This window comes from Micromonospora phaseoli, assembly GCF_900109115.1.
Lineage (GTDB): Bacteria > Actinomycetota > Actinomycetes > Mycobacteriales > Micromonosporaceae > Micromonospora > Micromonospora phaseoli.
Window position 1 is genome coordinate 25,189 of the sequence record NZ_FNYV01000002.1, and the last position, 21,647, is coordinate 46,835.

At 71.6% G+C, this 21,647-nt stretch carries 20 protein-coding genes and 1 riboswitch; of the genes, 7 read left to right on the forward strand and 13 right to left on the reverse strand.

Features of this window, described 5'->3' with window-relative positions; all coding sequences use genetic code 11:
• The first annotated feature begins 56 nt into the window (after positions 1 to 56).
• Positions 57 to 2,879, forward strand: coding sequence for an aminomethyl-transferring glycine dehydrogenase (gene gcvP / locus BMY89_RS04940; RefSeq protein ID WP_092375691.1), 2,823 nt, complete (start codon positions 57 to 59; stop codon positions 2,877 to 2,879).
• A gap of 117 nt (positions 2,880 to 2,996) precedes the next feature.
• Here gcvP and BMY89_RS04945 read toward each other — a convergent pair whose 3' ends face one another.
• Positions 2,997 to 3,197 (reverse strand): DUF5999 family protein, encoded by a 201-nt coding sequence (locus BMY89_RS04945; RefSeq protein ID WP_092375694.1) that lies wholly within the window; start codon positions 3,195 to 3,197, stop codon positions 2,997 to 2,999.
• A gap of 122 nt (positions 3,198 to 3,319) precedes the next feature.
• Between BMY89_RS04945 and BMY89_RS04950 the strand changes: the two genes are divergently transcribed.
• The gene (locus tag BMY89_RS04950) at positions 3,320 to 4,561 is read left to right on the forward strand and encodes a chorismate-binding protein (protein WP_092375697.1); all 1,242 of its coding nucleotides are present in this window, start codon (positions 3,320 to 3,322) and stop codon (positions 4,559 to 4,561) included.
• Complete coding sequence (def, locus tag BMY89_RS04955; RefSeq protein WP_092375699.1) at positions 4,558 to 5,064, forward strand: peptide deformylase; 507 nt, start codon at positions 4,558 to 4,560, stop codon at positions 5,062 to 5,064. Before BMY89_RS04950 ends, def begins: the two co-directional genes overlap by 4 nt.
• A gap of 127 nt (positions 5,065 to 5,191) precedes the next feature.
• On the opposite strand, the gene BMY89_RS04960 is transcribed toward def, so the two are convergent.
• Positions 5,192 to 5,968 carry a GNAT family N-acetyltransferase gene (locus BMY89_RS04960; RefSeq protein ID WP_092375701.1) on the reverse strand — a complete coding sequence of 259 codons (777 nt, stop codon included), beginning with the start codon at positions 5,966 to 5,968 and terminating at the stop codon, positions 5,192 to 5,194.
• A 33-nt stretch (positions 5,969 to 6,001) separates the two neighbouring features.
• Positions 6,002 to 6,781: a TSUP family transporter gene (locus tag BMY89_RS04965; RefSeq protein WP_198413961.1), complete on the reverse strand. Its 780-nt coding sequence runs from the start codon at positions 6,779 to 6,781 to the stop codon at positions 6,002 to 6,004.
• 177 nt (positions 6,782 to 6,958) lie between these two features.
• Between BMY89_RS04965 and BMY89_RS04970 the strand changes: the two genes are divergently transcribed.
• Positions 6,959 to 7,738, forward strand: a complete 780-nt coding sequence (locus BMY89_RS04970) for an endonuclease/exonuclease/phosphatase family protein (RefSeq protein WP_092375703.1) — start codon at positions 6,959 to 6,961, stop codon at positions 7,736 to 7,738.
• 28 nt (positions 7,739 to 7,766) lie between these two features.
• Here the strand turns inward: BMY89_RS04970 and BMY89_RS04975 are convergent, their stop codons facing one another.
• The 3 genes from BMY89_RS04975 to BMY89_RS04985 are packed head-to-tail and all read right to left on the reverse strand — an operon-like array spanning position 7,767 to position 10,383.
• Complete coding sequence (locus BMY89_RS04975) at positions 7,767 to 8,588, reverse strand: ABC transporter permease (RefSeq protein WP_092375705.1); 822 nt, start codon at positions 8,586 to 8,588, stop codon at positions 7,767 to 7,769.
• A complete protein-coding gene (locus BMY89_RS04980; RefSeq protein ID WP_092375707.1) occupies positions 8,585 to 9,589 on the reverse strand; it encodes an ABC transporter ATP-binding protein in 1,005 nt (334 codons plus the stop codon). Before BMY89_RS04980 ends, BMY89_RS04975 begins: the two co-directional genes overlap by 4 nt.
• Positions 9,586 to 10,383 carry an ABC transporter permease gene (locus BMY89_RS04985; RefSeq protein ID WP_092375709.1) on the reverse strand — a complete coding sequence of 266 codons (798 nt, stop codon included), beginning with the start codon at positions 10,381 to 10,383 and terminating at the stop codon, positions 9,586 to 9,588. The genes BMY89_RS04980 and BMY89_RS04985 overlap by 4 nt, the downstream gene beginning before the upstream one ends.
• 100 nt (positions 10,384 to 10,483) lie before the next feature.
• On the opposite strand from BMY89_RS04985, the gene BMY89_RS04990 reads away from it, so the two are divergent.
• Entirely contained in the window at positions 10,484 to 11,359 is an 876-nt protein-coding gene (locus BMY89_RS04990; RefSeq protein WP_092375712.1) for a winged helix-turn-helix transcriptional regulator, read from the forward strand.
• Here the strand turns inward: BMY89_RS04990 and BMY89_RS04995 are convergent.
• Positions 11,330 to 12,211 (reverse strand): bifunctional 5,10-methylenetetrahydrofolate dehydrogenase/5,10-methenyltetrahydrofolate cyclohydrolase, encoded by an 882-nt coding sequence (locus BMY89_RS04995; RefSeq protein WP_175510320.1) that lies wholly within the window; start codon positions 12,209 to 12,211, stop codon positions 11,330 to 11,332. The two genes, BMY89_RS04990 and BMY89_RS04995, sit on opposite strands and share 30 nt — an antisense overlap.
• 19 nt (positions 12,212 to 12,230) lie before the next feature.
• Positions 12,231 to 12,316, reverse strand: a riboswitch (ZMP/ZTP riboswitch).
• A gap of 113 nt (positions 12,317 to 12,429) precedes the next feature.
• On the opposite strand from BMY89_RS04995, the gene BMY89_RS05000 reads away from it, so the two are divergent.
• Positions 12,430 to 12,885, forward strand: a complete 456-nt coding sequence (locus BMY89_RS05000) for a DUF1801 domain-containing protein (RefSeq protein WP_092375714.1) — start codon at positions 12,430 to 12,432, stop codon at positions 12,883 to 12,885.
• Positions 12,886 to 12,895: 10 nt separating this feature from the next.
• Here the strand turns inward: BMY89_RS05000 and BMY89_RS05005 are convergent, their stop codons facing one another.
• Positions 12,896 to 13,957 carry an FAD-dependent monooxygenase gene (locus BMY89_RS05005; RefSeq protein WP_092375716.1) on the reverse strand — a complete coding sequence of 354 codons (1,062 nt, stop codon included), beginning with the start codon at positions 13,955 to 13,957 and terminating at the stop codon, positions 12,896 to 12,898.
• Positions 13,958 to 14,012: 55 nt separating this feature from the next.
• Between BMY89_RS05005 and BMY89_RS05010 the strand changes: the two genes are divergently transcribed.
• Positions 14,013 to 14,579 carry a TetR/AcrR family transcriptional regulator gene (locus BMY89_RS05010; RefSeq protein WP_092375719.1) on the forward strand — a complete coding sequence of 189 codons (567 nt, stop codon included), beginning with the start codon at positions 14,013 to 14,015 and terminating at the stop codon, positions 14,577 to 14,579.
• Here BMY89_RS05010 and BMY89_RS05015 read toward each other — a convergent pair.
• The 5 genes from BMY89_RS05015 to BMY89_RS05035 all read right to left on the reverse strand — a co-directional run bounded on the left by BMY89_RS05015 (position 14,567) and on the right by BMY89_RS05035 (position 21,627).
• Positions 14,567 to 15,547, reverse strand: a complete 981-nt coding sequence (locus BMY89_RS05015) for a tyrosine-type recombinase/integrase (RefSeq protein ID WP_372433263.1) — start codon at positions 15,545 to 15,547, stop codon at positions 14,567 to 14,569. The genes BMY89_RS05010 and BMY89_RS05015 overlap by 13 nt on opposite strands.
• 330 nt (positions 15,548 to 15,877) lie before the next feature.
• Positions 15,878 to 16,657 carry an SDR family NAD(P)-dependent oxidoreductase gene (locus BMY89_RS05020; protein ID WP_092375725.1) on the reverse strand — a complete coding sequence of 260 codons (780 nt, stop codon included), beginning with the start codon at positions 16,655 to 16,657 and terminating at the stop codon, positions 15,878 to 15,880.
• On the reverse strand, positions 16,654 to 18,504 hold the full coding sequence (locus BMY89_RS05025; protein ID WP_092375728.1) for a glycoside hydrolase family 15 protein: 1,851 nt from the start codon (positions 18,502 to 18,504) through the stop codon (positions 16,654 to 16,656). Before BMY89_RS05025 ends, BMY89_RS05020 begins: the two co-directional genes overlap by 4 nt.
• Before the next feature lie 53 nt (positions 18,505 to 18,557).
• Positions 18,558 to 19,154, reverse strand: coding sequence for a TetR/AcrR family transcriptional regulator (locus BMY89_RS05030; protein WP_092375730.1), 597 nt, complete (start codon positions 19,152 to 19,154; stop codon positions 18,558 to 18,560).
• A gap of 13 nt (positions 19,155 to 19,167) precedes the next feature.
• Positions 19,168 to 21,627, reverse strand: coding sequence for a PEP/pyruvate-binding domain-containing protein (locus BMY89_RS05035; protein ID WP_092375732.1), 2,460 nt, complete (start codon positions 21,625 to 21,627; stop codon positions 19,168 to 19,170).
• Positions 21,628 to 21,647 lie beyond the last annotated feature (20 nt).

The following is a 21,647-nucleotide window of genomic DNA, read 5'->3' on the forward strand; positions in this document are numbered from 1 at the left end:
GGTGTGACAGAGGGGGAGGGCCGACCCGTCGACCCCCGCCCGCAGGAGCGCCGCCCATGACCGCAGAGCAGTTCGCCGACCGTCACATCGGTCCGGGCCCCGACGACGAGCGCCGGATGTTGGACGCCGTCGGGTACGCCTCGATCGACGAGCTGATGGACGCGGCGATTCCCGAGGTGATCCGCTGGCACGGCCGGCTGGACCTGCCGGAGCCGGCCAGCGAGCACGAGGCCCTGGCCGAGTTGCGGGAGTTGGCGGGCCGCAACACGGTCGCCGTGTCGATGATCGGGTTGGGGTATCACGGCACCCACACGCCGGCGGTGATCCGCCGTAACGTGCTGGAGAACCCGGCCTGGTACACGGCGTACACGCCGTATCAGCCGGAGATCAGCCAGGGCCGGCTGGAGGCGTTGCTGAACTTCCAGACGATGGTGTCCGACCTGACCGGGCTGGCGACGGCGAACGCGTCGATGCTCGACGAGGGCACGGCGGCGGCGGAGGCGATGACGCTGGCGCGGCGGGCGTCGAAGAGCCCGAGCCGGGTGTACGTGGTCGACGCGGACACCCTGCCGCAGACCATCGCGGTGATCGTCGGCCGGGCCGAGCCGCTCGGTATCGACGTGCGGGTGCTCGACCTGGACGTCGAGGTGCTGCCGGCGGAGTTCTTCGGTGTGCACCTGCAGTACCCGGGCGCGTCCGGGGCGGTGCGTGATCATTCCCCGCTGGTCGAGGCCGCGCACGCGGTCGGGGCGTTGGTGACGGTGGCGGCGGACCTGCTGGCTCTGACGCTGCTGCGCGCGCCGGGGGAGATCGAGGCCGACATCGCGGCCGGCACCACGCAGCGTTTCGGGGTGCCGATGGGCTTCGGTGGGCCGCACGCCGGCTACCTGGCGGTACGCGCCGGGTTGGAGCGGATGTTGCCGGGGCGGCTGGTCGGGGTGTCTCGTGACAGTGCCGGTGATCCGGCGTACCGGTTGGCGTTGCAGACCCGTGAGCAGCACATCCGCCGGGAGAAGGCGACCAGCAACATCTGCACCGCGCAGGTGCTGCTGGCGGTGATGGCCGGCATGTATGCGGTGTACCACGGCCCGGATGGGCTGCGGGCCATCGCGACGGGTACCCACGAGATGGCGGCCCGGCTGGCGGCGGGGCTGCGCGCCGGTGGCGTGGACGTCGCCGACGTGGCGTTCTTCGACACGGTGACGGCGACCGTGCCGGGGCGGGCCGCCGAGGTGGTCGCCGCGGCCGCGCTGGGTGGGGTGAACCTGCGGCTGGTCGACGCCGACCGGGTCGGGATCTCCTGCGACGAGACCACCACGATCGGGCACCTGGCGGCGGTGTGGGCGGCGTTCGACGTCGAGCCGGTCACCGGTGAGGTGGCTGCCGGGCTGCCGGCGGGGCTGGCCCGGACCAGTGACTTCCTCACCCATCCGGTGTTTCGTTCCCACCGGTCGGAGACGGCGATGTTGCGGTACCTGCGGCGGCTGGCCGATTTCGACTACGCGTTGGACCGGGGCATGATTCCGCTTGGTTCGTGCACGATGAAGCTCAACGCCACCACTGAGATGGAGCCGGTGAGCTGGGCCGAGTTCGCCCACCTGCACCCGTTCGCCCCGGCCGGGCAGACCGCCGGCTACCGGGAGCTGATCGGTCAGTTGGAGCGGTGGTTGGCGGAGGTGACCGGTTACGACGCCGTCAGCGTGCAGCCCAACGCCGGCTCGCAGGGTGAGCTGGCCGGGCTGCTGGCGATCCGCGCGTACCACCGTAGCCGCGGTGAGCTGCACCGTACCGTGTGCCTGATCCCGTCGTCGGCGCACGGCACGAACGCCGCCAGCGCGGTGATGGCCGGGATGCGGGTGGTGGTGGTCGGCTGCGACGACGACGGCAACGTCGACATGGTCGATCTCGACGCGAAGATCGCCGCCAACCGGGACAACCTGGCGGCGATCATGGTGACGTATCCGTCGACGCACGGCGTGTACGAGACGGGCATCGCGTCGCTGTGCGCGAAGGTCCACGACGCCGGTGGGCAGGTGTACGTGGACGGGGCGAACCTCAACGCGCTGGTCGGGTTCGCCAAGCCGGGGCAGTTCGGCGCGGACGTGTCGCACCTGAACCTGCACAAGACGTTCTGCATTCCCCACGGTGGTGGCGGGCCCGGTGTGGGTCCGGTGGCGGTGCGGGCGCACCTGGCGCCGTTCCTGCCGGGCGACCCGGCCGGTGCGCCGGTCGACGGTCGGCCGGCGATCTCGGCGGCCCGGTACGGGTCGGCGGGGATCCTGCCGATTCCGTGGGCGTACCTGCGGATGATGGGCGCCGACGGGCTGGCCCGGGCGACGGGGGTGGCGGTGCTGGCGGCCAACTATGTGGCGGCGCGGCTGCGTGGGCACTTCCCGGTGCTGTACGCGGGTAACAAGGGGCTCGTCGCCCACGAGTGCATCCTGGATCTGCGGCCGTTGACGAAGGCGACCGGGGTGAGCGTCGACGATGTGGCGAAGCGGCTGATCGACTACGGGTTCCACGCGCCGACGATGTCGTTCCCGGTGGCGGGGACGCTGATGGTGGAGCCGACCGAGAGTGAGGACCTGGCCGAGTTGGACCGGTTCTGTGACGCGATGATCGCGATCCGGGCGGAGATCGACAAGGTCGGTTCGGGTGAGTGGCCGGCCGGTGACAATCCGCTCGCCAACGCGCCGCACACGGCGACGATGCTCGCCGGGGACGAGTGGCCGCACCCGTACCCGAGGTCGGTGGGTGGCTGGCCGGCGGGGGTGGATCGGCTGGCGAAGTACTGGCCGCCGGTGCGCCGGGTCGACGGTGGCTACGGTGACCGGAACCTGGTCTGCTCGTGTCCGGCTCCGCAGGCGTACGAGGACTGACCGGCGGCCGGGGCGCTGCACGGCCGCCCCGGCACCGCGCCGACCTGGTCGTGGTGGTCCCTGACCGGGGGACTAGCCTGGGTCGGCGCGGGAGAGTGGCGTGACGGATCGTGATTGTCAGGCGGCGAGCGCGTGTCGGGCGGGGCCGCGGTGCGGAGCGATGCTGCTGCCGTCGGGAAGCAGTTCGCCGGTGTCCTCGAAAATGATGACGCCGTTGCAGAGCAGGCTCCAGCCCTGCTCACGGAAGCAGGCGATGACCTTGGCGGCTTCCCGGTCGGTGGCGTCGGCGGAGGGGCAGGTGGGTTGGTGCTGGCACATCGGGTTCTCCGGACTGTGGGGGCACTGTGTCATGGTTCACATGACCAGTGACGCACAGTACCAAGCGAAAGCACGCCACATCGAGCAGATGTGTGCGTGGTGCGCGGGAATCCGCTGAACGGATGACCAACAATCGTCCGGACGTCGTGGAAGCGCTCCCACTCATGGTTGCCGATCCGCCCGCGGTTCCCGAGGCGTGCCGGGGACGGCTCGTCGAACGCGCCCGCTGGCAGTGGCATCCGGCCGACGGCGGCGACCCGGCCGCGCGTACCGAGGATTTCCTCGCCGCCCACGGTCTGCGCCTGCACGACCTGGCCCGCCCGGCGACCCGCCACGACCCGGACGGCGTCTGCGGCGCCGCGCTCTACGTCTCCGCCGCCGCCGGCGCCCTGCTCGCCGGCGGCGCCCCCGGCGCGGCCAACCCGGCCGACCTGCCCGAGGTGGTGGCGGTGGTCTACGGCCACACCGCCGCCGCCCCGGCCCGCCCGTACCCGCCCGCACCCTGGTGGCGCGGCACCTGGACCGAGAGCTGGCAGCCCCGCCAGCACGCCGCCGCCGTCACCGCCGTCCGCGAGGCCATCGGCCGGGGCGAGGTCTACCAGGTCAACCTGGTCGGCCACGCCGCCGCCACCTACACCGGCGACCCACTGCCGGCCCTGGCCCGCCTCGGCCAGCTGCCCGGCGCCCGCTACGGCGGCGTGCTCACCGGCCCGGGCTGGGCCATCGGCTGCGCCAGCCCCGAAACCCTGATCGAGGTCCGCCACGGCACCCTGACCACCCGACCCATCAAAGGCACCCGCCCGGCCACCGTCGCCGGCCGCGTCGACCTGCTCGCCTCGGCCAAGGAACGCGCCGAACACATCATGATCGTCGACCTGGAACGCAACGACCTGGCCCGCGTCGCCCGCACCGGCAGCGTCCGCGTCGACGACCTGTTCGCGGTACGCCGCTGGTGCGACCTGTGGCAGGCGGAGTCGACCGTACGCGCCGACGTCGCCGACGGGCTCGGCCTGGCCGACCTGCTGCGCGCCGTCTGCCCCGGCGGCTCGGTCACCGGCGCGCCGAAGCTGGCCGCCCTGGACCGCATCGCCGACCTGGAGCCCGTCGGCCGTGGCGCCAGCATGGGCGCCCTCGGCTGGGTCGGCCACGACCACCTCGACCTGGGACTGACCATCCGCACGGCCGCCGTGGACGGCGACGCGGTGCACGTGTGGGCCGGCGGCGGCATCACCTGGGACAGCGACCCCGACGCCGAGGTCGCCGAGGCGGCGGCGAAAACCGCCCCGGTACGCGCCACCCTGGGCGGGGACCACGGCCGCCGGGACGCCGGACACCACCGACGACCGATAATCTTGCCCACATGACGATGCGCGACATCCGAATCATCGGCGACCCGGTGCTGCGCACCCCCAGCGAGCCGGTGACCCGCTTCGACGCCGAGCTGCGCACCCTGGTCACCGACCTGATGGACACGCTGCTCGGCGCGCCCGGCCGCGCCGGCGTCGCCGCACCGCAGATCGGCGTCAACGTCCAGGTCTTCGTTTACGACGCCGACGGACACCGCGGCCACATGATCAACCCGACCCTGGAGCTGTCCGAGGAGCTCCAGGACGACGACGAGGGCTGCCTGTCCATCCCCGGGCTCTACTTCCCGACCCCCCGCGCGCTGCACGCCACCGCGCACGGCCTGGACCAGCACGGCGAACCGTTGACCATCGCCGGCAGCGGCTTCCTCGCCCGCGCCCTGCAACACGAGACCGACCACCTCGCCGGCCGCCTCTACGTGGACACCCTGCGCGGCGACACCCGCCGTCGTGCCCTGCGGGAGATCCGCGCCGGCCGCTTCGACTCGTCCCGTCGCGGCTGAACCCGCCGACCACCGACCCCGGGTGATCTCGTACTCCACCTCACCCGGTGTCGACCGCCGTCGTCTCGGCGAAGATCCGCCGCAGCCCGAGGCCGGCGAAGCCGTGCCGGTGGTGTCGGCTGCCCGCTCAGCGACCTGTGGCGACGAGACCGACCTCGACGAAGTCGGCGACCCGGGTGAACCCCAGCCGCTCGTAGAGCCGCACCGCCGCCGTGTTGTCGGCCTTCACGTTCAACGTCACGTGGTCGATGTCGGCGGCCAGCAGCCCACACAGCCGGGCCACCGCCGCCGCTGCCAACCCACGCCCGCGCCAGCGCGGATGCGTGGTCACGTTGCCCAACGCCGCCACCCGGTAGGTGGGGGAGAAGACGTGCACGCCGGCCACCGCCACCAGCTGCCCGCCGTCACGGATGCCCACGTACCGGCCGGTGTCCACCATCCGCGGGTCGAACCAGTTACCCGGGTAGGCGGCGGCGTACAGCTCGTGCAGACCGGGCAGGTCCGCCCGGTCCAGCAGCACCCCGCCCGGCGCGACGGTCGTCAACCGCGACGGGTCCGTCAACGCCATCCGGTGGTGCGGCCCGTTCGACGTGACCCGGAAGGTGTCGCCCAGCGCCACCGCCAGGCCGGGGGACAGGTGCGCGTCCAACCGGGCGGGCAGCACCGGCGCCAGCTCACCCAACAGGGCGGCCAACTCGACCGCGCCCGCCGGCCGCGCCAACGCCAGTAGCGTCGGTGGCCGGGCGCCGTGGTACAGCAACGCGACTGCGTCCCCACGCCGATACCACGACGTGTACGGCCAGAAGAAGTCGTCCAGGTCGCCCAACTGGTAGGCGTTCAGCTCCGGGTCCCGGCTCAGCAGCCCCGCCAGGGCGACCCGGTCGTGTTCCGCGCGTACCGGCATCCGCCGATGATCACACGCGCGGCGCGGTGCCGGTCACCCGGCCAGCCACTGGTCATAGCCGAGCTTCGCCACCAGGGCGAGCACCACCACCAGCAGCACCACCCGCACGAACCCCGACCCGCGCCGCAACGCCATCCGCGCACCCACCGCCGCCCCGGCGATGTTGCACACCGCCATCGCCGCGCCCAGCAGCCACCACACGTGCCCGGTCGCCGCGAACACCACCAGCGCGCCGGCGTTGGTGCCCGCGTTGACCACCTTCGCCATCGCCGAGCCGTGCAGGAAGTCCGCACCCACCAGCACGGTGAACGCCACCACCAGGAACGTGCCGGTGCCCGGACCGATCAACCCGTCGTAGGTGGCGATACCCACCCCCGCCACCAGCACCGCCGCGACCACCCGCACCCGGGTCCGCCGCTGCGGCACCGCCCGCACCCCCAGCCGGGGGCGCAGCACCACGAACAACGCCACCGACACCAGCACCACCAGCACCACCGGCCGGTACGCCGACGGCGGCACCGCACCGGCCAACGCCGCGCCCAGCCCGGCGCAGAGCACCGCCAGTGCCGCCGCCGGCCCCGCCACCCGCCAGTCGATCGTGGTGCGGCGGGCGAACGTCACCGCCGCCGTCGACGTTCCCGCGATCGCCGCCAACTTGTTGGTGCCCAACGCGGTGGCCGGCGGCATCCCCGGCGCGGCCACCAGCAGCGCCGGCAACAACAGCAACCCGCCACCGCCGACCACGGCGTCCACCCAACCGGCCAGCGCGGCAACGGTCAGCAGCGTCGCGATCGTCCACGGCTCCAACTCCACGAGCCGCCATTCTTCCCACCAGGGCGTACGCCGCGCCGCCGGTTGTGGTCAGCCTCACCGGTCACGGCGGCGCCGCAACCAGATCCCCATCGCTGCGACGGCCACGAACACCAGCATCGAACAGAACAACGCCCGCACCATCGGGCAACTGTGCCACGGCGTCGCTAAGGTGACACGGTGCGCCTGGCCACGTTCAACCTGCTGCACGGCCGGTCCCTGCACGACGGCCTGGTCGACCCGGCCCGACTGGCCACCGCTGTCGCCGCCCTCGACGCCGACGTCCTCGCCCTGCAGGAAGTCGACCGCGACCAGTCCCGCAGCAATCATCTCGACCTGACCGCCGTCGCCGCGCAGGCCCTCGGCGCGGCCGAGCACCGGTTCGCCGCCGCCGTGGTCGGCACCCCCGGCGTGGCGTTTCGCCCCCTGACCCACGACGACGACGGCCACGGCGAACCCTGCTACGGCGTCGGCCTGGTCTCCCGCCATCCGGTCGTCAGCTGGCGGGTGACCCGGCTGCGCCCCGCGCCCGTACGCTCCCCGGTGTACGTGCCCGGCCCCGGCGGCGGACTGATCCTGCTGCACGACGAGCCCCGGGTGGTGCTCGCCGCCGTGCTGGACACCGCGCACGGCCCGCTCACCGTCGCCGCCACCCACCTGTCCTTCGTACCCGGCTGGAACGCCCGCCAGCTGCGCCAGGTCGTCCGGGCGCTCCGCGCCCTGCCCGCACCACGGATCCTGCTCGGCGACCTGAACATGCCCGCCTGGGCCGTCCGCGCCGTCTCCGGCTGGCACCTGCTGGGCCGCCGCCCCACCTACCCGGCCGGACAGCCGCGCGTCCAACTCGACCACGCCCTCGCCGACCGGCAGGGCTTCGACCAACTGCCACCGGTCACCGCCGTGCGGACCCCGTCGTCGACCATCTCCGACCACCGCCCCCTGCTGGTCGACCTCGGCTAGGCCAGACCGCCCGGTTGCCGGTACTGGCCTAGAACACCTGGAGTCCGCCGGTGCGCTGGGCCCGTGCCTCGCCCAGGCGCAGCAGCGCCGAGGCCGCGGCGAACAGGCCGACGGTCAGCGCCGCCAGCCACCCCAGCGGGGCCGCCAGGTCACCGAGGTCCGCGCGGTCCAGCAGCGCCCCACGCAGCACCACCAGGCTGCTGGTCAGCGGGAAAGCCAAGCCGACCGCCTTGACCCACACCGGCAGGGCGAACAGTGGCAGCCGCACCCCGGCGACGAACCACAGCGGGTCGTCCAGCAGCGTGTACAGGAACGCCGAGTCCCGAGAGAAGATCAACATGCTGTTGAGGAACGCGCCCCAGGCCACCGCGGGCACCAGCAGCGCCAGCGCGGCCACCGCGTACATGCCGGGGTGGGCGACGTGCAGCACGTCGGCGGCGGTCGCCGCGGCCACCGCGAAGCAGCCGAACAGCCAGGCGTTCTGCGTCAGCGCCGCAGCGCCGTTGCCGATCACCAACGCCATCCGGCTGGCGGGGGAGAGGAACAGCGCCTCCAGGGTGCCGCTGACCCGCTCGAAGGAGAAGTGCCAGGCCGACTGGACCAGGGAGAAGAAGAACGTGTACGCCAGCGCGCCGGCGGCGAGGAACGACAGCAGCCGGCGCGGGTCGCCGGCCACCGGCCACCGCTGCGGTGCCACCGCGGACTCCATCACCGGCAGCACGGTGTAGTACGTGGCGGCCAGCGTGAGCAGTGGCCACAGCAGCATGGAGAACAGCACCAGCGGCTGCCCGAACAGCCGCCGGTGCTGCTTGAGGGCCTCGGCCGCGACGACCCGCAGGGCGTGGCTCACCGCACCGCCACCGCCTGCGCGTCGGTGAGGGTGAGGATCGCGTCCTCCAGGGTCGGTGGGGTGACGGTCAGCCCGGCGACCGCCCCGCCCGCCTGGACCACCGCCGTGACCACCGCCCCCACCAGGTCCTGCGGGTGGCGCAGGGTGAACCGTGGCCGACCCTCGTCGTCCACGTCGACGGTCAGCTCCGCTCCGTGCCGCTCGGCCAACGCACGCAGCACCGCGGTGACCGCCGGGTCGGCCACGGCGAGCACGAGCCGCACGGTGTGCCGGCGCACCGTCTGGCCCGCCAACTGTGCCGGGCTGCCCTGGGCCACCAGTGACCCCCGGGCGATGAGGTACACGTGCCGACACAGCTGTTCCACCTCGGCCAGGTAGTGAGAGGTCAGCAGCACCCCGACGCCGTCGGCGGCCAGCTGGGCGATCAGGGCCCGCAGCTGGTGGGCGATCGGCGCGTCCAGACCGAGCGTCGGCTCGTCCAGCAGCAGGTACGCCGGATCGTTGATCAGGCCCCGGGCGATGACCAGCCGCTGGCGCATGCCCCGCGAAAATCTCTCCACCGGCACCTGCGCCGCCTCGGTCAGGCCCACGAGGTCGAGCAGTTCGTCGATGCGGGCACGCAACCGGGCGCGGGGAACGTCGTACAGCTGCCCGAAGTACCACAGGTTCTCCCGGGCGGTCAGCCGGTCGTACACCATCCGCTCACCACCGGAGATCACGTTGATTCGCCGGCGTACCTCGCGGGCATGCTCGACCACGTCCAACCCGTCCACGCTCACCGTGCCGCCGGTGGGACGCAGCAGGGTGGACAGGATCCGGATGGTGGTGGTCTTACCGGCGCCGTTGAGGCCCAGCAGTCCGGTGACCTGGCCGGGCGGGATGCGCAGCGACAGCCCGTCGACGGCCGCCACCGGCGCGGCGGCCGGCCGGCGGCGCCAGCCCTGCCAGCGGCGAACCGGGAACGTCTTGCGCAGGTCGGTGGTGACGATGCCAGTGCTCATGCACGCGCGCTCCGATGCAGGGCCCGCCGTTCGGCGGGATCGAGGATGGACAGTCCCAACAGCAGGTACGCCCCGCCCAGCACGACACAGACGGCGAACGCGGGCCAGGGATCGACGTCGGTGCCGGGCAGGGTGGCCGCCCGTAGCACCCGCAGCGCCCAGGTGACCGGCAACGCCTCGCCGAGCCAGCGCGCCGCGTCCGGCAGGTAGCTGGTGGGGAAGGTGAACCCGCACAGCAGCGCCATCGCGGTGAACAGGGTGTTCTGGGTGATGTGGGCTTCACCGGCGGCCAGCATGAGCGCGCTCAGCGGCACCGACATGCCCACCACCGCCACGGTCGCCGCCACCGTCGCGGCGAGCAGGGTCAGCGGGTCGGCCACGGTCAGCCGCACCCCCAGCGCGGTGGCCACGGCGACCAACACGGTGATCTCCACCGCGGTGGTGCTCAACGCCTGCGCGGTCACCCCCAACAGGTACGGCAGGCGCCGCGCCGGGGTGAGCAGCTGGCTCTCCAGGGTGCCCTCGCGGTACTCGGTGATCTGCGCCTTGGCCACCCACAGCACCATCCGGGTGGTGAAGGTCAGCGCGGCGGCGCCGACGGTGACGTAGCCGAGGTAGTCGGCGCTGCCGGTGGCGGCGGTGAAGCTCGCCCCGACCCGACCGCCCCCGATGGCCCGGTACGCCAGCATCGACACCCCGATGGTCAGCACGCCGGTGGCCAGGGTGCCGACGAAGTACGTCCACGGGTAGGCGCGCAACGTGATCCGCCAGTTGCGCACGAAGGTGGCCGCCATGACCGACACCGCCACACCTCCCGGTGAGTTCCCAAAGGGAACTTACTGTAGGAGTGTGGCCCCGTACACCCCCCGCCCACCACTACGGCAGGATCCGACCATGACCAACCGCCGCCGCGCCGACGACACCTGCGGCATCGCCCAGGCCGCCGCCGTGCTCGGCGACTGGTGGAACCTGCTCCTGCTGCGCGAGATCGCCCGCGGCCACCACCGCTTCGACGCCCTCGTCACCGAACTCGGCGTCTCCCGCAAAGTGCTCACCCAACGCCTGCACGACCTGGTCGACCACGACGTCCTCGCCCGCCGCCCCTACCAGCAGCACCCACCCCGCCACGAATACGTGCTCACCGACCGCGGCCACGCACTGCTGCCCACCCTCGTCGCCATGCAGGACTGGGCCGACCGATGGGTGCTCGGCGACGGCAACCTCACCGCCACCACCAACCCCGACGGCGCCGAGGCCACCCGCGTACAGACCCTCGTCGGCACCCGCATACCGGCCGACATCACCCTCACCGCCACCGACAGCACCCCCACCGACCCGGTCGCGGCCACCCCCACCACCGTGCTGTTCACCTATCCCGGCACCGGCGCACCAACCCCGCTGCCACCACAGTGGAAGGACATCCCCGGCGCCGCCGGATGCACCCTGGAAAACCGCCTCTTCCGCCAGCAGTGGGACGACTTCACCGCCGCCGGCGCCACCGTCCACGGCGTCAGCACCCAACGCCCCGACGAACAGGCCACCTTCGCCGCCGCCGAGACAATCCCGTTCGACCTGCTCTCGGACACCGACCTGCGGCTGACCGCCGCACTGCGCCTACCCACCTTCCGCGCCGGCCAGCAGACCCGCCTCAAACGGCTCATCCTCGTCGTCGACCACACCCGGACGATCACCGCCGCGATCTACCCGGTCACCGACATCCCCGCCGCCGTCACCGACGCCCTACACCTGGTCCGCCAGACCAACCACTGACCGCGCCGCCCGCAACGCGTTACGGAACAACATCGCCACCGTCACCGGACCCACCCCACCGACCCGCGGCGTGATCGCCCCCGCCACCCGCTCACACGACGGATCCACATCCGGCAACAACCGCCGCCCCGCGTACCGCACACCACCACCGACCACCACCGCACCCCGGCGCACATGCTCCGGCCGCACGATCCCCGGCACCCCGGCCGCCGCCACCAGGATCTCCGCCCGACGGGTGTACCGGGCCCAGTCCGCCACCCCGGTGTGCACCACCGTCACCGCCGCGTTCGCCGTCGGCCGCTTCTGCGCCAGCAGCATCGCCAACGGACGACCCAACGTCGCCCCACGCCCCAGCACCACCACCTCACGGCCCGCCACCGGCACACCGTGGTACGCCAACAACGCCTCGATCGCCGCCGGCGTACACGGCAACGCACCCGGCAACCCCAGCGCCAGCCGCCCCATGTTCACCGGATGCATCCCGTCGACGTCCGAATCCGGATCCAGGGTCTGCAACGCCCGGTCGTAGTCCAGGCCCCCGGGAATCGGATACTGCAGCAGCACACCGTGCACACCCGGATCCGCGTTGAAGTCAGCCAGCACCGCATGCAGATCGGCCTGCGACGCCGAGGCCGGCAACCGCACGTGCGGCGAGGCGAAACCCAACTCCGCCGCCTGCCGCTGCTTGATCCGGATGTAACCGGCACTGGCCTCGTCGTCACCCACCAGCACCGTCGCCAGCGCCGGAGTCACCCCCGCCGCCCGCAACCCCGCCACACCCTCGGCCACCTCGGCCAGAATCGCCTCCGCCACCGGCCCACCGGGCAGCAGCCGCGCCGTGCTCATCACCATCGACATGGTCCACCCCGCCCGTGCAGGCCCAGGCGGACGACCTCCACGACGAAAGCTCCCCGATGGTCCAACCCATCCCCGACGCCGCCAGTCGCATCACCGCCAGTCTGCGGGTCAGCAGGACCGGCGGGCAAGCATCGATCAGGAATCGAGAAGATCGAGGTCGCTGCGCACGTTAGCGTCAGCAGCAGCCCGATCACGACCAGGAGAGTGCAGCGATGAGCGCGACGAAGCGTGCGAAGAGCACCGACGGCTTCTCCGAGCAGGAACGTGCCGCCATGCAGCAACGTGCCGCCGAGTTGAAGAAGGAGACGAACCGCGGGCGTGGCAACAAGGCCGCCGCCGACGAACTCGACGTGCTGTCCAAGATCGCGGCGATGGAGACACCGGACCGCGCGATCGCCGAACGCATCCACGCCATCGTCACCACCAACGCCCCAGAGCTGTCGCCGAAGCTGTGGTACGGACAACCGGCCTACGCCAGGAAGGCGAAGGTGGTGTGCTTCTTCCGTAGCGGGCACGCCGACAAGGAGCGCTACTCGACCTTCGGCTTCACCACCGAAGCCCACCTCGACGAGGGCAGCGGCCTCTGGCCCACCTCATACGCCGTCACCGAGCTGACCGACGAGGCCGAACAGACGATCACCGCCCTGGTCCGGAAGGCAATCAGCTGACCGGCCACCGTCAGCCCGGCGGGCCGAACGCCAACGCCAACCGCAGCGCCGTGTCCCGCACCCCGACGAACCGCCGCACCTGCGCCAACCGACCCGCCCGCGTCGCCATCGCCGCCATCCGCTGCGTCGGCCCCCGCCGCAACCCGTCGTACCGCGCCAACGCCGAAGGCACATCCGGCGCCGCCGCCAACGCCTGCGACAACGCCACCGCGTCGATCAACGCCTGACAGGCACCCTGCCCCAGGTCAGGCGTCATCGCATGCGCGGCGTCACCCACCAACACCCAGCGCCCCCGCACGTACGACGGCAACGCCGGCAGGAAATGCACATCGTGGTGCAGCAACCCCGCCGGATCGATACGCCCCAGCACCGCCGGCACCGGATCGTGCCAATCACCGAACCACCGCCGCAACGCCGCCAGATCACCCTCCGAGGGCCGGTACCCCTGCGGCGCGGCCACCGCCGCGTACCAGTTCGTCACCCCCGGCGCCTGCGGCGTCATCCCGAACTTGCGACCCCGCCCCCACGTCTCACCGCCCGCCGGCACCTCCAACGACACCGTGCCCCGCCACGCCGTCATCCCCGAATAGCGCAACGGATAGCGATCACCGAACATCGCCGCCCGCGTCGCGCTGCGGATCCCATCCGCACCCACCACCACGTCGTACCCGTCGGCCAGCACCGCCGGATCCTCCACCGGCGAACCGAAACGCACCGTACCCGCCGGCAACGCCTCCGCCAGCAGCCCCAACAGCGCCGGCCGAGACAACAGCAGCACCCCCTCGCCGTGCCGCCGCCGGATCCGCCCCACGTCCAACGCGGCGATCAGCGAACCATCCGGCCGAAGCATCGCCCCATCTGGCTGCGCCCGCCCCCGCTCGCGCGCCACCGGACCCACCCCCAGGTCATCCAGCGCCCGCAACGCCGACGGCCAGATCCCCAGCCCCGTGCCGACATCGGGCAACCCATCGGCCCGCTCGAACACCGTCACCGTCCACCCGGCCCGCAGCAACCCGCCGGCCACCGCCAACCCGCCGACGCCGCCTCCGATGACAGCCGCTGAACCTCGCATCAACCGACCGTACTACAGATGTAGTTGTAGGCACTACTGCTGTAGTTTGGTCCTCGTGGACGCCCGCCAACAACAACTCCTCGACGCCGCCATCACCGTCCTCGGCACCCGCGGCGCCCGCCACCTCACCCACCGCGCCGTCGACGACCAGGCGGGCCTACCCACCGGCTCCACCTCCAACCGCTACCGCACCCGCGAAGCCCTCCTCGCCGGCGTCCTCACCCGCATCCTCCAACTCGAAACCGCCGGCTGGAACCACTTCGCCGGCACCCTCGCCCCCATCGCCCCCGACAGCTTCGCCACCCAACTCGGCACCCTCGTCCATCACCTCGCCACCACCGGCCGCGCCCTCACCCTCGCCCGACTCGCCATCTTCGCCGAGGCCGCCCACCAGCCAGCCCTGCAACAACAGATCGCCCGCGGCCGACACGACCTCGCCGCCTGGGCCACCCCACTACTGGCCGCCCTCGGCGCCGACCACCCGGCCACCGCCCTGCGCCTCCTGCTCGCCCTCGTCGACGGCCTGCTCAACAACCAACTCGCCAGCCCCGACCCGGCCTTCGACCCCACCGCCGCGGTCACCGCCCTCCTGCCGGCGATCCTCACCGCTCAACCGGCCTGAGGCCGCACCAACCCCACCAACGCCCGGTTCGTGCGATTCGCCCGCGCCGCCTCCCGCTGCTGACCCGCGGTCACCTCGATGTACGTCTGCGACGACGCCAACGACGCATGCCCCAACAACCGCATGATCTCCGCCGCACCCGCCCCGTCCTCCGCCAGCCGCGTCGCGAACGTGTGCCGCAACGCGTGCAACCGCGCCCCGCGCGGCACCCGGTCACCGATGCCGGCCCGCCGGAAGCAGGACTCCACCAGATACTGCAACCCACCCCGACGCAGCGGCTCACCCCGCCGATCCACCAGCAGCGGCGAATCCGGCCGCACCGTACGCGAACCGAACCGGCGCATCCGACTGTCCAGATAGCCCGCCAGCACCGCATCCAGGCCCGGCTCCACCGGCACCATCCGAGGCCGCCCGCCCTTACCGGACACCTCCAGCCGACGCTCGCCGGCCCGCCCGCCGAGCGAACCGACCCGCAACGCCAGCAACTCCGACAACCGCAACCCCGCACACAGCGCCACAGCCAGCACCGCCACGTCCCGTTCCGGCCACGGGTCACGCTGCCGGCCCTCGGCCTGCGCGGCCGAGGCGAGCAGGTGCTCCGGAGTGTCCTCGCCGCGCAACGGCTTGGGTTGGGGGAGCGGGGCCCGAGGACGCCCCACCGCCGGCATCGGATTGCCCGGCACCACCTGCTCGGCCACCAGGAAGGAGAAGAAACCGTTCCAGGTCGACCAGGCCCGCCCGACCGAGGTGGCGGCCCGGTCGGCGGCGAACCGGGCGAACGCGGCCCGGATGAGCCTGGGGGAGAGCGCGTCGACACCCAGGTGATCAAGGGGGAGGGGAGGGGTGGCGAGCTCCGCCGCGAGCACGGCCACGCTGGTCAGGTCGCGCCGGTACGCGTCCTGAGTGTGGGGGGAGGGCTTACGGGTGGCCCGCGCGGTCAGAAACTCCTCGATCAGCGTGACAACCATTTTATCCGTTTTGTCATGCATAACGCATATTATGCAGCTTTTTCGGATTGCATGGCAACAGAGGGGAGTGGCGGACACGTGCGCACGTCCACCCACCCACGACCCAATCGCGGGCCCACGCCCACCCCGCGCCGTAGCAGCGTGCAGAAGGTGTGCATCCCGGCGGCGCGTCCCGAGCTCGACGGTGTCCGCGGCGATCGGTGCTGTGCGGGCCCCGACGAGGCGTACCGCGAAGCGTGTGGTGAAGGGCTCCTGGACGGCTACCGCCGCTCGGGGCGGTAGCCGGAGCGTCTACTTTACATAATGTAGATTATCGAATCACGTCTGCGGTCAGGCGCCCTGGCCCTGGTTCTGCATCAGGCCGCCATCCACAAAGTACGTCGAACCCGTCACGTAGTCGGCATCGGCGCTGGCCAGGAAGACCGCCACCTTGGCGACCTCCACCGGCTCCGCCGCTCGCTTCCACGGGATGCTCTGCACCTGTTCCTCCAGGTACTTCGGATCATCGATCGCCCGCTGGTTGAACGGCGTGAGCACCATCCCCGGACCGACGTTGTTGACGTTCATGTGCATCGGGGCGACCTCCAGGGCGAGGCTCTTGGCGAACTCCAGCAACGCGCCCTTGGTGGTGTCGTAGTCCGCGCCGCCGGCCCGGGCGACCTCCTGGTGGATCGAGGTCGTGTTAATGATCTTTCCGTGTCCGCCCTGGTCGCGACGGTGCCGTACGAAGCGCCGGGAGCAGAAGAACGCGCCGTAGACGTTGATCCGCATGGCCCGGTCGAACGTCTCGGTGTCCAGGTCGGCGACCGGAATGCCGGAGGCGTCCACCCCGGCGTTGTTCATCAGGATGTCCAGCGTGCCGAACTCCGCGAGAGCCTCGTCGAACATCGCCTCCACCTGGTGCTCGACGCTGATGTCGCCCTGCACCACGACGGCCCGCCGGCCGGCCGCTTCAACCTCGGCCTTCGTGTGCTTGGCGCCGGCGTGGTCGTGCAGGTAGTGCACCACCACGTCGGCACCCTCCCGGCCGAACTCGATCGCCGTCGCCTGCCCGATCCCGGAGTCAGAGCCGGTGATCAGGGCGGTCTTTCCGTCCAGGCGTCCAGTCATCTGGGTGCTCCTTCCGTGCCTCCCGTGCCGGCCGGCACGGGGTGTCGTGGCTTGTCCGCGGCGTCGCGCCGATACACGGCCTCGGAGAGTCGGCCGGCGGCGTTGATCAGCCCGATGTGCGAGAAGGCCTGCGGAAAGTTGCCGAGATGCGCCCCGGTGGCAGGGTCGATCTGCTCCGCGAAGAGCCCCAGGTCGTTGGCCCGGCCGGCGAGTTGCCGGAACAAGCGCTCGGCGCGCTCCACCTCGCCGGCCAGGGCCAGGCAGGTGACCAGCCAGAAGGAGCAGATGACGAAGCCGGCCGGGTCGCCGTCCCACCGGCGTAGCAGCCCCTTGTGGGAGAGCTCGCGTTCGACCACCCGTACCGTGGACCGCATCCTCGGGTCGTCGGCCGGTAGGAAGCCGACCAGCGGCATGATCAGCACCGAGGCGTCCAGGTGGTCGGAGTCGAAGGCTCCGGTGAATGTGCCGAGTCGGTCGTTCCAGCCCCGGGTGAGTACGGCGTTGCGGATGTCGTCCCGGGCGGCGGCCCAGCGGGCCACATCGGACTGGTCGCCGAGCCGGCGACCGAAGCGGACCGCCCGGTCGAGCGCCGTCCAGCACTGCACCTTGGAGGAGACGTAGTGCCGCTCGGTGTCCCGGGACTCCCACATGCCGGAGTCGGGTCGGTGCCAGTCCAGCACGGCCTGGTCGGCGAGGTCGTGCAGCAGCTGCCGGACGTCGGGCGTCATCGGGTCGAGGTAGTGGCGCATCAGCCAGGCCGCGTCGAGGACCTCGCCGAGTACGTCGCTCTGCCGTTGCTTCCAGGCGTCGTTGCCGACGGTGACCGGCTGGCTGTGGGCGTACCCGGTGAGGTGGTCGAGGTGGTGCTCGGTGAGGTCCCGCTCCCCCTGCACGCCGTACATGATCGGTACCGGCGCGTCGCTGATGCGTCCGGTGGCGTGTGCGACCCAGGCGAAGTGCCGGTCGACCTCGTCGGGACAGGCGGCCCGCCAGAGCGCCTGGAGGGTGAGGCTGAAGTCGCGTAGCCAGACGAAGCGGTAGTCGTAGTTGCGGGCGCCTCCCGGTTGCTCGGGCAGTGAGGTGGTCGCCGCCGCGATGATCGCGCCGCTGGGTTGGTAGGTCATGCCCTGCAGGACGATGGCGCTGTGCCGCACCTGGTCGCCGAAGAGGCCGTCGTACTGGTCGTGGTGCAGGTCGGCCCAGGATCTCCAGCCGGCGACGGCGTTGGTGATCACCTGGTCCGCGTCCGGCAGGGCGGGTGGGCCGGAGTCGTAGGTCGGCGCGTGCCCGAGCGTGAAGCGGTAGGTCTCCCCCGCGCGGACGGTGAAGTTGGCGGTGGCGTCGCCCTGGTGGCAGCTCAGCGGGACGTCGCCGCGCAGGCTCAGCCGACAGGCACCGGCGCTCGCGTCGATGATGCCGTTGTGGTCGTTCAGGTAGGCGGTCACCCGCCCGTATTCGAACCGCGGTCGGTAGTGCAGGCGTACCGGCACTTCGCCGGCGAGGCCCTCGACGAACCGGGCCAGTACGTGTGGTGAGCGCAGGCCGATGTCGTGGCCGCGGGCGCCGGGTTCCAGGGCGAGGGCGTCGGTCAGTGCCATCCGTCCGTGCCCGGTGGCGAAGACGGTACGCAGCACGAGCGTGCCTTCGACGTAGGACCGTTCGGTGGTGAAGTGGCCGGCTGGTCGGATCGACCAGTGGCCGGCGTCGTCGTCGAGGAGCCGTGCGAAGACGGATGGCCCGTCGAAGCGTTGTGGGCACCACCAGTTCACTGAACCGGCGCGGTCCACCAGGACAGCGCTGCGCCCGTTGGCGAGGAAGCCGTGTTCACCGATGCGTCCGCTGTCCACGACGGTGGCTACCCGGCGGGATGGGGTGGCATGCCTGCGCTCGTTGGCTCCTTCTACGGACCCTGCTCTCCTGGGTAGCCGGACGGGGCGAAGATCAGGTCAAGGTGGTGGTCCAACGCGCGCAGTGCCCGTTCCGGCGGGTAGTGGCCGCCGAGGAGGTGGATGCCCAGACCTTCCATGAGCGCCAGGAGACCGGTGGCGGCGTCGTCGCCGTGTGGGCCGGGTAGAAGGCTGGTGATGTGGGCCGTCAGCTGTGTGGTGTCGTCGCGCAGGGCGGTGGCGGCTGCTGGCCGTACGGCGGTGTAGGCGAGGAACGCGAGTGCTACCCGTGCGTCGTCGCGGGACTGCTCATCCAGTGGCAGCAGTGCGGCGATCATGGTGCGGAGCAGTTGCCGCGGCGAGGGCTCCGTGCCGAGCGCGGTGACGGCGTCGGTGATGCGGGCCTGGGTGCGGTCGCGGACCACGGCCAGGGCGAAGGTCATCATCTCGTCCTTGGTGCGGAAGTAGTGCTGCACCATTCCGGCCGAGACACCGGCCGCCGTCGCGACGTGGCGCAGGCTGACGGCTTCCAGGCCCTGATCGGCAGCTACCCGCATGAGTGCGTCGGCGATGAGTGCGCGTCGCTGGCGGGGGTCCACCTTCTTGGGCATGGAGTCGATGCTTTCACAGTGCGGTCGTATCGCCGATGTCGGTACGCTGCGCCCTTTCCGCCTCCGTGCGGTGAGGGTCGTTAACCACGGTGACGGTGCCTGCGGCGCCGTCCACGGTGATGAGCTGTCCGGTGGTGATCGTGCTGGCGGCGGCGGGAACGCAGATGACGGCCGGGATGCCGTATTCGCGAGCCACGGTGGGGCCGTGGGCCATGACCGCGCCGGTTTCGGTGACCAGTCCACCGGCGGTGAGAAAGAGCGGGGTCCAGCCGGGGTCGGTGGTGGGTGCGACGATGATGTCGCCAGGGTCGATGCGGGCGGTGGCGGGGTCGTGGACGATCCGGGCGGGGCCGGTGATCCGACCGGGGGCGGCGCCGACGCCACGAAGTTGGCCGTCGGTGATGGGTGCGGCCGGCAGGATGGTCTCCAGGTCGGTGCCGTCGGAGAGCAGGGCAACCGGTACGGTCCGGCGGCGCAGCTCCTGCTGGTGGGTGGCCCGGCGCGAGGTGACCGTGGCGCGGTGGTCGGTGTGTTGATGTACGGCGGCGTGGACCTCGTCGAGGGTGAGGAACATGATGTCGTCGGGTTGGTTCAGCAGGGTTGCGGTGGCCAGGTCGGTGCCGATGAGCAACAGTTGCCGTCGCATCTCCCGCAGGCGGTAGAGGCCGGCGAATTTACCGGCCTCGCGGAGGCCGGCGAGGGCCCGGGCCCGGTGCAGCAGGAATATCGCGATCCGGCCGCGGATGGGCCGGCGGCGGGCGCGGATGGTGAGGTCGCGGAGGGTGGTTTCGGCGGTGGCGGCTGCGCGGGCGAACCGTCGGTCGGGTGCCTGGTCGGCGTCGGTGACTCGCAGGTAGTTGGCGATCATGGTGAAAACCGGGGTGGGGTCTTCCTCCCAGCGGGGTATGCCGAGGTCGACCTCTGCGGCTCCGCGGTGGCCGTAGGTGTCGAGGAACGCGGCCAGGCCGATGTCGGGCAGGGTGCCCTGCCGGTAGCGGGCCGCGAGTTCGGATGCGGGTGTGTCGAGAAGCAGTTGGCGGTGGTCGGTGGCGCGTTCGGTGAGTCGCCACAGCGCGAGATCCATTTCGATGGTGACGTTGTGCGGCATGCCGCCGAGGACGGTCTGGATCTCGTGTTGTTCGGCGATTCCCTTGAGTAGGTGTGGGGGTATCGCGGCGGCGAGCATGCCGGCGGCGATGGGCCAGGTGATCTCGTCGTAGCTTCCGGTCGTGTCCTGGTCGCGTACGAAGCGGAGCCGGTCGGCGGGGGTTTTCAGCTCGGCGGGCGCGGCGCAGGTGCGGCGGATTCGGTCGATGGCGTGGTGCAGGCGCGCGCGAGCGTGGTCGGGTCGGGCGAGGGCCCGCAGGATTGCGGTACCGGCGCGGCCTGCGGTGCGCAGGATGGTGCCGTCGGTCGCCCGGGTGCGCGGTGTGGTTCGGCGTTGCGGGGCGAAGCGGGGGTCGGCGAGGACGTGTCTCATCACCGCCTGGGCGCGGGGACCGAAGTCGACGGCCATGAGCTTGACGAGACGTTCGCGGGTGGCGGGATCGCGGGCGAGGTCGGTCAGGTCGCCGTAGAGGCGTCCGCCGATGTCGATGACGTCGGCTCGTACGCGCAGTGCGGCGAGCATTGCGGTGACGAGCGCGGCCAGGGAGGACATGCCCATCGGGGTGACTGGCTGGAGCATGCCTTGGACGTGGCCGAACTCGAGGTAGACGCGGGGCTGTGGTTTGTCGGTGGGTGGTGGAAGGGGGAACAGGGTGGTGATCGGCCGGGCCTGCAGCACCCAGAGAGTGCCGTCGTGGTCGATTGCCCATTCGATGTCCTGAGGACTGCCAAGGTGTTTCTGCAGGCGGGTGCCGAGGGTGTGCAGGTCGGCGAGTTGCGCCGGGGTGAGGTGGTCGGTGGCGGGGTGTACGGGGCCGTCCAGGAGACACTGATCTGTGTTGGTGACGCCGTCGACGAGGACGTCGCCGAGGCCCGGGACGGCCTCGACCATCATCTGGGTGCGTCGGCCGGTGACCGGATTGGCGGTGAAGAGCACGCCGGCGACCGCGGGTGTGACCATTCGTTGAATGACGACGGCCATCCGTACGTTGTCGTGTTCGATGTGGTGGGCGTCGCGGTATGCGGTCGCGCGGGGGCTGTGCAGGGAGGCTCGGCAGGCCGCGACGGCGGTGAGAAGGTCGGCGGTGCCGGTGACGTTGAGGATGGTGTCCTGTTGTCCGGCGAAGCTGGCGTCGGGTAGGTCTTCGGCGGTGGCGCTGGACCGCACGGCGACAGGGCCGCCGAGTTGTTGGTAAGCGTTGACGATCTCCGCGACCGGGAGTGCGTGGCCGTGGGTCTGCGTGGTGATGCAGAAGCCGGGTGGGACACGTTCGCCGTGCCTGATGAGCGCTGCCAGGCCGGCTGCCTTGCCCCCGACAGCGTCGGTCATGTCGGCAGTGATGCGGTCCAGCGGGATGACCTGCACGGGAACCCTCTTTGCAATTC